Annotated in this window: 9 protein-coding genes; all 9 read right to left on the reverse strand. The window is 46.9% G+C overall.

Annotated elements, in window-relative coordinates; all coding sequences use genetic code 11:
- Positions 1-2: 2 nt before the first annotated feature.
- Positions 3-1,025, reverse strand: a complete 1,023-nt coding sequence (gene spoVAD, locus BP95_RS0102420) for a stage V sporulation protein AD (RefSeq protein WP_021256861.1) — start codon at positions 1,023-1,025, stop codon at positions 3-5.
- Between the two features lie 45 nt (positions 1,026-1,070).
- A complete protein-coding gene (gene spoVAC / locus BP95_RS0102425; protein WP_021256862.1) occupies positions 1,071-1,568 on the reverse strand; it encodes a stage V sporulation protein AC in 498 nt (165 codons plus the stop codon).
- A gap of 447 nt (positions 1,569-2,015) precedes the next feature.
- Positions 2,016-2,675, reverse strand: coding sequence for a carbohydrate-binding family 9-like protein (locus BP95_RS0102430; protein WP_021256863.1), 660 nt, complete (start codon positions 2,673-2,675; stop codon positions 2,016-2,018).
- A 232-nt stretch (positions 2,676-2,907) separates the two neighbouring features.
- Positions 2,908-3,612, reverse strand: a complete 705-nt coding sequence (gene sigK, locus BP95_RS0102435; protein WP_021256864.1) for an RNA polymerase sporulation sigma factor SigK — start codon at positions 3,610-3,612, stop codon at positions 2,908-2,910.
- 183 nt (positions 3,613-3,795) lie between these two features.
- Positions 3,796-6,834, reverse strand: a complete 3,039-nt coding sequence (locus BP95_RS32215; RefSeq protein WP_081819788.1) for a DUF4855 domain-containing protein — start codon at positions 6,832-6,834, stop codon at positions 3,796-3,798.
- Between the two features lie 623 nt (positions 6,835-7,457).
- Complete coding sequence (locus BP95_RS31715) at positions 7,458-10,511, reverse strand: NPCBM/NEW2 domain-containing protein (RefSeq protein WP_051613968.1); 3,054 nt, start codon at positions 10,509-10,511, stop codon at positions 7,458-7,460.
- Positions 10,512-11,363: 852 nt separating this feature from the next.
- Entirely contained in the window at positions 11,364-12,086 is a 723-nt protein-coding gene (gene mtnN, locus BP95_RS0102455; RefSeq protein ID WP_028531313.1) for a 5'-methylthioadenosine/S-adenosylhomocysteine nucleosidase, read from the reverse strand.
- Between the two features lie 13 nt (positions 12,087-12,099).
- Positions 12,100-12,948 carry a MetQ/NlpA family ABC transporter substrate-binding protein gene (locus BP95_RS0102460; RefSeq protein WP_021256870.1) on the reverse strand — a complete coding sequence of 283 codons (849 nt, stop codon included), beginning with the start codon at positions 12,946-12,948 and terminating at the stop codon, positions 12,100-12,102.
- Positions 12,949-12,996: 48 nt separating this feature from the next.
- Positions 12,997-13,767 carry an SDR family NAD(P)-dependent oxidoreductase gene (locus tag BP95_RS0102465; protein WP_021256871.1) on the reverse strand — a complete coding sequence of 257 codons (771 nt, stop codon included), beginning with the start codon at positions 13,765-13,767 and terminating at the stop codon, positions 12,997-12,999.
- Positions 13,768-13,770: the final 3 nt, after the last annotated feature.

A 13,770-nucleotide genomic window follows, 5' to 3' on the forward strand; every position in this document is an offset into this window, starting at 1 on the left:
CTTCATCCCTTCATTTCAATCGTTACTGCGTGCGCAATGCAAGGAATCGTCTCCCCTTGCTGGAAGGATAGCGGCGAGAGCAGCGCTCCCGTAGCAGCTACAAGCACACGTCTCAGCTTCCGTTCACGCAAACGCTTCAGAATGTGGCCGTATGTAACGACTGCCGAGCATCCGCAGCCACTGCCCCCTGCTTGTACGGCCTGCTTGTTCAAGTCATAGACCATAAGGCCGCAATCATTGAAAGTTGTCCGCTCCATATGCAGTCCGTTCTGTTGGAACAGATCATTGGCGATCGACAGACCGATGGATGCCAAGTCGCCTGTGACAATCAAGTCATAATCCTGAGGCTTGCGATCCAGATCGCTTAAGTGAGTCTGGATCGTATCGACTGCGGCTGGAGCCATTGCCGCCCCCATATTGAATGGATCCTTAATTCCGAGATCGACAATCTTGCCGATCGTAGCTGCAATCACACGAGGCATGGATGAGTATTGCTTCTCTGCCTTGGCAACTACAGCTGCTCCAGCACCTGTTACTGTATATTGCGCCGTAGGCGGCTTCTGGGAACCATATTCGGTCGGATAGCGGAACTGCTTCTCCGCTGTGCAGTTATGGCTGCAAGTAGCTGCCATCACCTTGTTCGCATTGCCCGAATCTACAAGCAGAGAGGCAATCGCAAGCGATTCCATCGATGTCGAACAAGCACCAAACACGCCAATATAAGGAACTCCCAGGGTACGCGCTGCGAAGGAATTGCTAATAATCTGATTAAGCAAATCCCCGCCGACAAAAAAGTTCAGATCGTCCTGCGTAATATGGGAATTTACAATTGCAAGCTGCGTCGCCTGCTCCAATAGTTTACGTTCGGCTTTCTCCCAGCTTTTCTCCTGCATATCAAGCGTATCATGTATATAATCAAAGTCAGCAGCCAGCGGCCCTTCTCCTTCATCAGGACCCACAACTGTTGCCGTGCCAATGATCGCTGGCTCACTCTGGAATCGCCATGTATGACGTCCGATTTGCATCCAAATCCCCCTTCCTCATGCATGCGTTCATAATGCAGCAGCAGGTCAATGCTGGAGTCCAAAGATCAAATAAATCAACGCAACGAAGAACGCCGCTACGGTTCCGAACACAACGACTGACCCAGCCAATTTGAATATGTTCGCTCCTACCCCAAGCACTAAGCCCTCACTGCGATGCTCCAATGCCGCCGAACACATGGAATTGGCGAAGCCAGTAACCGGGACGGCCGTACCCGCGCCTGCCCACTGTGCGATTTTGTCGTATACGCCGAAGCATGTAAGAATGACGGACAGTAAAATTAAGGTGACGACTGTCGGGTTGCCTGCCTCCTTCTCGCTCATTCCTAAATACGTCATATATAGCTGCTGGATAACTTGTCCAATCAAACAAATCGTCCCGCCAACGAGGAACGCACGAATGCAATTTTTGCCTACCGTCCGTGCGGGCTCCCGTCGACTGGCGATTTGCTTGTACTCTTGCTCAGAAAGCGTCCAATTTCCTGATTTCCATTTCGGTGTTCCGGATTTCGTTGATGACGCCATATCTCCACCTCCTGCAACATACTTGTGTAGCATTCATCATTTCACATGCATCATCATTCCTACACAGTATTTGTCTTTTGGAGATGGAATATGTCATGTATCTCATACTGCCTTCATGCACAGCCTACAGCAGTCGCTGCAGGTGCAGCAGAAGCAAGCAAATAGCGAGCAGGACGAACAGAACAAGCACAATACAGCTGAACAACGGTACCATGACCCTGTTATCCAAATTCACTCTTCCTCTCTGCATTACTGGATACGGCCCTATGCGATACATTAGTGTATGCAGTTCCTGATAATCCGCTACAAGCTAAGGAAGAATAGCCTTCAGGATGTCCATATTCGGAGGATTCGTTTATTCGCTATACAAATAAGCGCCCCAGTCCCCCTCAGCACAGAAGCTGAGTTTATGGGCCTGAAAGGCGCTTACTCGTATCAACCACTATTCTATTTCGTAAATCGAATGGTTCCGAAGCATTCTGGCATGTGGAAATTAACTGCACCTGTCGGAGCCCAAGCATCATAAGTGCGAGCACCAAGCTTATCTTGATCAATTCGGAACCAGTTAAGACGGAAATGAGAGCCCACTTCTGGTGTAGTACATTCCAAGTCCTCAAAGCGAATCGCCAATTCATATATCACTCTGCGTACTGGAACATTGACATACGACACAGAGGATAGCAAATGCTCGGCATTCCATTCCGGATGGAAGCCCTTCGGTTCGCCAGGATTGTTCGTAATGTAAGCATCGAATATCACATTATGCGGACTTACATTAAATTCAAAATAAGCACGGCCATCCCCGTCAGGATCAATGAAGCACTCTACTACATCCGCCTCGTACAAAGGGTCATCCCGGTCCGTATATGGGCTGACGATGTAATCATCCTCGCATTCAAATTGCATATGGAACGTCGTATCTGTCCAGCAAGCCCTCACCTTCGTCTGTTGGCGTGGAGCTGCCCCCGTTACTACATCTACTAGCTCTACCGAATCTGTCAAGCTCCAATCTGGCGTGCCGCTTGGCATATAGGTACATGGATAGTCCAGCGGTCTATGCAAATCATTCCCCGTATGTTGTATTCCTTGATGCTTAGCCGATGTCATTCACTCTCTCTCCTTATGCTCTATCATTGTTGTCCTAGCACAAGTGTAATCGATTTCGAGTTAAATAGGTATCACGTGTTAGCCAACAAGCAATAGAAAATGTCGTATGTAAATAAGAGATTGCGACATCGTGCTCCATCCGCTCACACCAAAAAGAGCCGCAAGGCAATCCTCGCTGCTCTGTTCGGTTTTTCGATTTCTTCATGACCAGGCTCAGCTTATTCGTAACAGTTCAATCTCGCTTCACTTTGTAGAACTCATGATACAGCTTCATAAGCGCCCGCTTCTCTATCCGTGACACATACGAACGCGAGATGCCTAATTCCTTCGCAATCTCCCGCTGTGTGCGCTCATCGCCGCCCCCATCTAATCCGAACCGCCCCCGGATAACTTCCTGCTCCCGTTCATCCAATATATCCAGATTGCGATATATTTTGCTCTTCTCGATCTTAAGCTGCACCTTCTCGACGACCTCATCGCTTTCCGTACCAAGGATATCTATAAGAGTGATTTCATTACCTTCCTTGTCAGTCCCAATTGGATCATGCAGCGATACATCCTTGCGTGTCTTCTTCAGCGAACGAAGATGCATCAAAATTTCATTTTCTATACAGCGAGCTGCGAAAGTTGCCAGCTTCGTCCCCTTATTCGGCTGAAAGCTCTCGATCGCTTTAATCAATCCAATCGTGCCGATCGAGATCAGATCCTCAAGATCCTCGCCGGTATTATCGAACTTCTTCACGATGTGGGCAACAAGCCTTAAGTTATGTTCAACTAACATATTTCTCGAATGTGCATTTCCTTCTGCCATCAAGCGCAAATGCTTCATTTCTTCTTCCTCCGCTAATGGCTGGGGGAACGCATTATTTTTAACATAGGATACCAATAAGGAAATCTGCTTAATGAACATGGCGATCGACGACAAAAACCCAAGCATTACTCCACCTCCTAAGACGTAAACACCCTCATGATTTTTCCGATTGAGAACGTTACATTCTATGTGGGCAGCCGCCTATGCGTGCCTGTACGGGGGAAAAGAATATGGCGCAATTCAAAAGGTAAAGCCACGGATCACAGCGTGGAAATAATGCTGCGTCCATGGCTATATATTTGCGAAGTATCAGTTCTTTTTGCTGTAGTCGAATGTAAACTTCACGGGCGTCGACATTCCCTCTATCCAGAGATAGGCGTCGTTCGTTCCCTTTAGATTCCCAACAAGCTTGATCGTGAATTGGAATCTTCCCGTTTCTGAGCTCGTCGTCTGGCCTTCGTACCGGACTTTCCCTTTCGAATCGAGCACTTTCAAATTCACTTTGGACTGGCTTCCACTCATCACCAGACCATCGATCGTTAATTTCCCTGCATCCACATCTATCAGAGCTCTTGCGCCATCAATCGGTGTGACCGCATTGCTTCCCGCAAGATTATATACACCAAATTCATAGAAGGAATATCCGTATTCCGTATTTTTTTGAACGCCTTGGAATTTGACGTACCTAGCTGTGACTGGATCAAAATGAACGGTTTCTTTTCCGGCATGCGCAGTAATGATTCCGTCATTGTCCTTGATCACACTGGTCCAATTCTGATTATCATCGGAGACAAGGAGTTTGTAGGTTTTAGCCCGGGCATTCTCCCAGTCGATGCTAACCGTATCGAACTCCTTGGATTCACCAAGATCGACTTGGAACCAGGTATCATCCACATAGGCGCTCGACCATCTTGTCGAAGAGAATCCGTCTACCGCATTTTCCGGTGCCAATCTCGCAAGGGAGCCTTCTACGGAAGAAGCAGTCGCTGGTTTATTTTCGGCCAGATTGCCAATGAGACTATAAACCTCTTCTTTCAACGCGGCGTAAGCCGTATCCGAAATGATTTGGTCTGCCGACAATTGATCTAGTTTCACATTGAAGCCTTTCAAGTACTTGTCAAACTGGCCCGCATCTGTTCCTTCAAAACGTTTCATCAGTTCTAGATTATTGTTCAGCGAACGAGGGGCTTCAGCTGTCGTAAACTGATTCTGTTCTGCGAATCGATCCACATGTGTTTTCATCGTATCGGCGGTCGCTACCGCTCTGATGATGTAAGTCGTCGTCTTGGATTTGGCAGCGGCCACAGTAACGACCAGTTGATGTTTATCCGGTTTTCCCGCCAGATCAAATGGTGTTCCCGGGGTGTAAGGTTTGCCATCAATCAAGACTGTTACCTTCGCCAATCCGCTTCCATCGTCGTCTTGGATTTTCCACGTAATTTGAAGAGTTTCCGAGTCCGGTATGTTCATATCACCATTTAAAATTTGTCCGTTAATGAATATGTCCGCCTCCGGCGCCGGGCTATTGTGGACGACGTATGTTCCGTTCAAATATTGATACAGCCAGTCATACATTAAACGCAAGCTTGGATCCTTGCTGACTCCCAAGTTGTAAACGGCATTATTTCCTTGGTAATAAGCCCTAAAGCCATTTTGCATCAATCCCGTTTCAACGCCGCTGTTCAAGTATTCGATAAAACGCTCGCGGAGTACGGCGTCCGTCAGCATACCGTCATCAAACTCGACTTCATTCCCCATCCCGTACCGCTTTGCATTATTCGCAGCATCCTCCAGACGGTCAACATCCATTCCACCGAAGAAGTAATTCGGCTGATAAGCAGCAGCATCTATTCCAACGTCTTTCCACATATACATTTTGTATGCCAAAGAGTGAGGAATCCAGAACACCTTCAAATTCATGGCATGCACTTTTTCACTCATCATTCGAGCCACGTCTGGTCCCGTTTCACCTATATCGATTTGTTCTGGCAGCCAGTACATACCGACAAGCTCAAGATTTGAATAGTTCGCAGCATCCCATCTTTGCTGAACCTGATCGAGCCACCACTGTATCGCTTTCCCCCTGTTTTCAAGCGCTTTATCTCTGCCGACAACGGATTCGTTAAAATTCAAGGAACCAGTACCGTCAACGTCGCCAAAATCGGTTAAGGATCCCCCTGGATCCGGAATCATTAACACAACCTTCTCTTTATGATCAGGCTGGTTCAGCTTGGCTCCGACTTCCTTGGTAGCCTCATTCAAGTTCTGCATATCCCCCGTGTCCGCAAAAGTTTTATCCAAATACCATTTCCAGTCTTCTAAGTTCGTTTGCCCTAGGCCGTAATCACGGCCAGCAGGTGAAGCAAGCCCTAGATACAAAATACCATCAAAAAGCCAATCAGTAGGCTCGCCATCCTTATTCACATAACTGATGTTAGGAATAATCCGCTCCTTGCTCCAATCACCCAAACCATTTGCATACTGTCCGTTGTACAGCAAATTCAGATTCCGAATCCCAGCTGTCGCTTCACCCGGCTCTAAAAAATGAGGCTGCTCAGTAAGAACGGTTACTGCCCCGTCTACCTTGCCGTCCGTACCCATTATTTCAACTTCGTCAATGTATTCCCATTGTGAGGGATGCATCGTAAAGATGACTTTCACGTACCGGGCATAAGCCAGCTTGCCATCCGTTTTCCCGCCATTGATTCCGTCCCGGCTTCCATCCCATGTGAAGGTCTCCTGTCGAGGTGGCCCTGACCCCCATAGCAGTTGGGTAGCGTTATGAGAAAGTAATCCCCAATTCTCCTTATCGTCGGAGACATACATCGATACCTCTAGCGGTACGAGGATAGAGTTTGTGGGGAAATCCTGAAAAAAGCGGGCTGATATTTTGCCGATCGACTTTGCCTCGCCCAAATCGAACACGACTTCACGTGCTTTTCCGCGCACATGTCCTACCCACGCCGGGTCATTCCTATCCAACTTTCCATATTTCCCATCTGTAAGCTTATAGCCGTCGTCCGGATGCGATGCGTCCGGCTGTTCAGACCATTCATAGGGAAGACCTAGCGCAAGATTGCGGAATTTCGTCTGATCCTCTGATGATGATACTGCTTGGCGATTTACATCCGGTGTTTGCTTTGCCTGATCCATTTCCGGCCCTCCGTCATCCGTTGGTTGTTCCAATAATTGTGGATTTCCCGCGTCATTCCCTTCTGTCTGGATCGCATCTTCCGTCTCTGTGATGGTCACTGTCGGAACAGTTGACTTCGCCTGTGCCACAGAAACTGAAGTCATCAACAAAACAGCTGCAATCAGGATCGATCCCCATTTTTTGTTCGAATTCATTAATCCAGCTCCTTATAAGTTTTTTTTGGATCCCCACAAAATATTTGGAATACGCATCGAAGCATAGGCTCCACTCCGTACTTTTGCTCCGCAAAAGCGCCCTCTTCGAGAGGCGTAGGACTTCTTTCCGATACTCTTTGTCGGGCATTTTAGAAATACAAGAAACCTGTACACCTCTTTCTCTGTTCTGGATGAACTCTCGATTTTTGATCCCTCCTTTCGTAGCATCCGGCATAAACCATTTGGGAGCACTTTCAGAAAAAAGCTCCTAAAAGCCCGAAAACGAGTGAGCAGTAGCTGAGTAAAGATGTGCCTGCGTATCAGCCTCCAAAAATAGTATTTAGTTAGCGCTTTCAAAATAGAAAGAGTGTTTCGCCTGTTGATCATTTTGAGCGCGATCATGGCCCTATACATTGGAATATGGCTGAAAATTGCTTCCGCATGCGTTCATGATAGAGGGGGACTTGCAGGAGAACAAGCAACATAATTTGATACACTACCGAAATTTTTTTCATACGCCATACGAGAACTACTGTCTGTAAAAATACGAAAACTGATATTTTAAAAAAGGCCAAGTCCGAACTGGACACGGCCTATAAGAACCTATATCATTCCACGTGAACTCATTGATTTGACTCAGGCACAGTCACTTCTGTTTGAAGATCCTCATCGTTTATCTTTGTATGAATTTCGGGAGCAGTGTTGTTGTCAGCAATAAATTGGGCGTCCGCCCAATCTCCGTGATCATTGCCAATTCCATCGCCAGCATCGGTAACGATTAACTTTACTTGTTTCTTCCCACTAATATCAACATCAACAAATTTGGCTGGAGTGTCTCGTCTCATCGTCCCGCTGTCAAACAATTTTTCACCATCGGCCCATACTTGAAAAACTATGGATCCGCTATCGTTATTGTGTGATTCGTGATCAAGGCCTACGTAGCTTTGAAAGCGATCATACCCTTTTCCGGCAATGTCGTAAATGATTTCTGAATTCGCATGCGTTCCAATTCCTTTATCATAGGTGACAATGCCCGAATCAGTTAATAATTTAATCGGGTTCCCTCCGACACTAGCATCTCGATGAATCGTTCCCCAGCCAGTCGTCGCATAAATCCACGGGAGGTCGCTTACATACAATTGTGGAGTGATTTTAAAATGAATCTTATACGTTTTCGTCACTGATCCATCTGCCGAGGTTACCGTAATCACGGTGGTACCCGGAAGTTGATCAGCTGGTGAAATATTTACCTGAACATCGCTATTGGCCGGAATGACTTCCACCGTAGGCACATCCGTTATCGTGCCTTCCAAATATGTCATGTAGTAATCTTTGGTTACCTGATCAAAACTTGAGAAGGATTCCCCGTTGATCTTGATGTCATCTACCAATACCTCTTTCAACAACTTAGCTCCCGCCCAATCAGCATGTGTTGCACTATTGCCGACAGCACCGTCTATTACTTCCAACGTAAGAACATCGACAGTAGAAACATCAATATTGATATGCTGGGGCTCCGCATTATCTTTTATTACACCACTATCATAGAGCTTTTGCCCGTCTCCCCATACTCGAAAGATGACAGAGCTCCCTTGAGTTTCACTGTCTAGGCCAATATCAGAGATAAACCTTGCAAAGTGTTTGCCAATATAATAGGAAACTTTAGAGTAAGCATGGACGCCTAACCCTTTTTCATACCCTTTACCGTTCAGCGTAATCATATTGCCGTCTCCTTGACCACTCCCGCCAACACTTGTATCCTTTTCAACCGGACCCCAACCGTTTGTAACATTGCCGAAAAACTGCATGTCGCTAATAAACGCATCGTCCGTCGGAGGAGAGGATGGAACTTGCACGGAAAATCCTGAGCGTACATGCCCCTGATTTCCGCCACCAGAATTGAACACGGCATCCGCTGAAAGGTGGTTCCAGCCAACCACAGCGTCTTGAGGAGCCGTCACCGCCCAACTCACCGTAACGGAACTGTTATTGCCTTGCGGTGGCATGTTATTAACTGTGGTGGCCGAACTGGGGATTGCTTCCCATCCTGCCGGTACATGCAGATTGAGATTCAGGTCATGGACAGCGACTCTTCCATAATTGGTTATCGTGGTTGTGATCGTTTTGGTCTCACCTGGGGCAATAATAGAAGGTCCGTCAAACGATATACCAACAGCGGAAAGCGCCTGGTTCGGTGTTCCCGTTGCAACACGGTAGGTAACCGCTGAAAATGGTGCAACGTCGGAGACAATTTTGCTGGCATAACTCATTTTTTGACCAGTCCAATAGTCTTCAGCCAAGTAAACCGGAGCATGTTTGAAACCTAATTTTTCCGGTTCAGCAGTGATTGTTGTCGCTGCAGTAGTCCGGTTGACCAATGTAATCATTTTGCTTCCATTAGATAAACATTTCACCCAAACTTCCTTGCCGTCATTATTGACAACACGCTCAAACCCGTCCGTTGAAATCACATTGCTCGTTTCAGGACTGATGCGATACATCATAATCCCGCGAGCCGGGACAGAAGCACTGATTTTGTCAGTGGTCGTTGTTGTTTCATGTGCCCAAAGATCTCGAACCGTGTAGGTTTGATTGTCTACAGACGGGGATATGCCCAATTGGCTCAAACTTATCTCCATATTTGTAGGAGCACCGTTCGCGTTGAAAAACAATACGGCTTTGTCCCCATTAGCCATCGGTTTCAACAATACATAAGTACCGTCGTTTTGCTGCTTGATGGGACGTCCCTGCAATCCGATTGGATCCTGATTCACCGCAGTCACTTCACCATTGGCGTAGATATCTAAAATTTCTTGGGGGGCATTCAGTAAATCGGTGCCCGAGAGCAATGGCGCAGCCATTATGGACCAAAGACCAAATTCGGTTCGATATTCTTCTAGATTCTTGCCCCCGTTGCCGATTTCCAACATATCGGGATCATTCCAATAACCCGGACCGGCATACGGATACAGTTCCATATTCCGAAGGATATGGACTAACATTCTTTCATACGAATCACTGATATCACCAGTAACCCGCCACAGGTTACCTACTTGCTTGCCCCATTCCCACGGATTTTCGTTTCCTCCAACGCTCATACTGAAAACAATGTCCCGTCCTGTAGCTGCAAGCGCATCGCGCATCTTCACATAGCGTTCCTGCAGCGGTTGACCCAGAGGATCACCACAATTATCATACTTTACATAGTCGATTCCCCATTCGGCAAAACGTTGGGCATCTTTCTCTTCATAATTGAGACTCCCCGGATACCACGCACAAGTCCTGTTACCTGCGCTTGCATAAATGCCCATTTTCAGACCGAGAGAGTGAACATAATCGGCGACTTCCTTAATCCCGTCTGGAAACTTTGCCGGATCGGGAACCAAATTGCCGTTTTCATCGCGCTCACTAAGCATCCAACAATCATCGAGGTTAACGTATTGATAGCCCGCTTCTTTCATCCCGGAATCAACCATCTTTTTAGCCGTTTCCTTCACGAGAACGGCATTCACGTCACAATGAAAGGCGTTCCAACCATTCCAGCCCATCGGAGGCGTTTGCGCAAGCCCATTGTCTAGCGCAAAGGCTTGCGAATAATTGAACCCTAACAAACCAATGACCAGTGTAAACAGAAACAAAAGCTTTACTAACGACTTTCGTAACCAAGGATTGTTCATTACACCTATCATCCTTTCTTTTTTTCTCGTCCGGATTGCCAAATGCAACAGTCAGTATAAGTACAGAGCTAGCCCCCTTTCTTCTTTACTACGATTTTCCCTTTCCCGGGTGAATGCTCGGTTTTGATCCCCCCTTTTGCGAAATCCGGTATAAAGCTATTTGTAAGCGATTTCGGAATTTTCATAAAGACGTTACCTGCAAGCACATCATTTGAGATCAAGTAAGGCAAGTCGGTGCTGCAAACCAACCTAGTTTTCGCTTCCATAAGAAAACAAAGATTTTCACGGGCAATAATTTTGTAAAACGATGTGCTTTCATTTAATAAAATAGTGGATTCAAATGTAAACGAATTACAAGAGAGATGAAGCATGAAGTGAAAAGTCAGAAAATACACAGGGAGGAAAGAAACTATGATACAAGTATCGATTATCGGAATTACACTCGTGGTAATCTGGTAACTACTGTATATCCTATACGATTGTATAATTAATAATCTGGTAATATCGTTCGTTTAATTCAGCTTATTTTCCGTTATTATTAGAACACAACATCCGCTATTATTTTGAAGAGAAGTAAGTTGTGATGGCTGCTGTAGAACGAATCTCATCATGAACAAGGTTAAGCCAATACTCTACCGGATTGGGCGACACCAAAAGCCCCCTCCGATATTACCCATATAAATACACTGCTATACAAAACAACCAATGTAAACTATGAATGATCAATTATTTCACATAAGCTATGAGCCATAGACAAAACATAAAAACAAAGAAGAGTATAAAGAAAAACCCGCCAACAATGCGTACATTCGTACGTACCGTTAGCGGGTCTATCTTATCTTTATTCCGTGCTCAGCTCGCAACCCCAATGGATCGAAGGCGCTGAACTAGCAAATCAGTGAAGTGTGCGGCATGATCAGCGGCGACATCCAGATTATCATCGAAGCTGTTCGCCGTATCATCGCCATGTCCGGCAATGTCGGATACAGCCTTGACAGATAATACCGGAATTCCGTATTGCGCTGCTGACTGTACAATCGCCAGCACTTCCATATCAGATACCTTCACGAGAGGGAAAGTGGATTTAATCCCCTCTACACGCTCAGCCTTGCTCATGAATGAATCCAATGTCAGCACTAATCCAAAATCAAGAGTGTATGGAAGCTCTGCTGATGCCGCAGTTTGCCGCGCCACTTTCAGCCACTCCGCATCCGCCTCGTACTTGGCCGGCATTTGCGGAACCTGGCCGAGTTCATACCCAAAACAGGTGGCATCGACGTCACCATACACGAACTGGGTAGCAATTATGACGTCGCCTACGTCCAATCCAGCGCCAAATGCACCTGACGACCCGGAATTGATGATGACATCCGGCTTATAACGCTCAATTACAAGGGTAGCCGCCACTGCTGCATTGACCTTGCCAATCCCGCTCTCCACTAGAATCAAGGATTGACCTTGGTACATCGCTTCTTCGATAATGACTTTGCCTACCTGTATTCTTGCTATAATTTGTGACTGGCTTCGAAAAGGAGCCATTTCTTCTTCCATCGCTGTTATAATCGCAATCCGCATGAAGCCAGCCTCACTATTCTTTCAGATAGGAGATCGGTTTTTCTACAGGCACTTTTGTGCCTCCGAACTCTTTCTCAATATATTTTTGCGTATCTTCGTTGTGGTATAATTCACCTAATTTCAAAATGCCTGGCTCGTTCTGCTTATCAGAGGTCGTCACGAGCACGTTGATATTATGCTTGGTATCCACAGAGATCTCCTCATGGAACAACGAATCCTTCAATACGTTCAATCCGCCTTCCATCGCAACCGTATTCCCGATCAATACCAAATCCACATCTTGAATGACCCGCGGACCTGTCGTATCGTCAATTAGCTTGAATTTCAGATGCTTCGGATTTTCTACAACATCACTTTCCGAACCCGTTCCAATGTCGAACCCATCCTTCAACTTGATGAGCCCTGCTGCCTGCAGCAAGCTTAATCCTCTTGCCGTGTTGGCTGGGTTATCCGCCAGAGCAACAAGAGCACCATCTGGAACGTCCTTAATATCCTTGATCTTCTGCGAATAGATTCCCATCGGCTCTAGATAGGTTGTCGCTACTGCTGCAAGATCAGCTTTGCTGTCTTTATTGTAGCTGACCAAGTACGCCCAAGATTGAAATGCGTTGACGTCTACTTCCCCGTCTTTGGTTGCGTTATTCAGCTCTACTCCGCCATTGATCTCCTTGACTTCGATATTGAGCTTGGCGTCCTTCGCCGCCTGAGATTGCGCGATATGCTTCCAAATCTGAGCGTCCGATCCCTGAGAACCGATCACGATTTTCCCAGCATCGCCTGATGATTTGCCTCCGCAGCCGGCCAGCACCAGTGTCAAAGCCAACCCAACCGCTAATCCGCCCCATACTCTCTTTTTAGTCATTCGATTTACTCCCCCCTATATGTAAAATAAAGATAAGAGCTTTCTTGCTTAATGCATCGTCATCCCGCCTGTTACATTAATCGCCTGGCCGGTCATATACGAAGACAACGGACTTGCCAGGAACAGCACGACATTGGCCACATCCTGAACTTCAGCGGTTCTTCCGAGCGGAATCTGGGAACAATCCTCCGCATAGATTTCCTCTGCGGTCATGCCGCGGATGACTCCACCTTCAATCCGCTCCCGATGCTTCATCGGTGTTTCTACAATTCCCGGACATACCGCATTCACGAGAATGTTATGCCGCGCCAGCTCGATCGCCATCACCTTCGTCAAGCCAAGAACAGCATGCTTGGATGCGCAATACCCACCCATAGCCCGGTAGCCGTTCTTTCCTGCTTGGGAAGCAATTTGAATGATTCTGCCCGGCTTCCCGGCATCGACCATTGCTTTGGCAAATATTTTGGAGACTAGGTACAGCCCCGTAGCATTAATGGAGAACACCTTCTCCCAATCCTCCAGCTTGCTGTCAATCACATAATCCATTGTGGATGTCCCCGCACAGTTCACGACGATATCGGGAACCCCTGCATTCTCTACAACCAATTTGGACCAGCGATCAATATCCTTGGACTTGGACAAGTCCAATTTCGTCTCGATAAGCTGACCATCAGCCTCTCGATAATCAGCTTCGTACGCCAGATCAGCAGAGATGACCGTAGCTCCGCTTTGCAGCAAGATTTGCACGATCCCCTGCCCTATGCCTGACTTCCCGCCTGTGACAATCGCTGTCTGATGCGATAGATTGAGCGTAATCATCGC

It is taken from the genome of Paenibacillus sp. UNC217MF (genome assembly GCF_000686865.1).
Lineage (GTDB): Bacteria > Bacillota > Bacilli > Paenibacillales > Paenibacillaceae > Paenibacillus_B > Paenibacillus_B suaedae.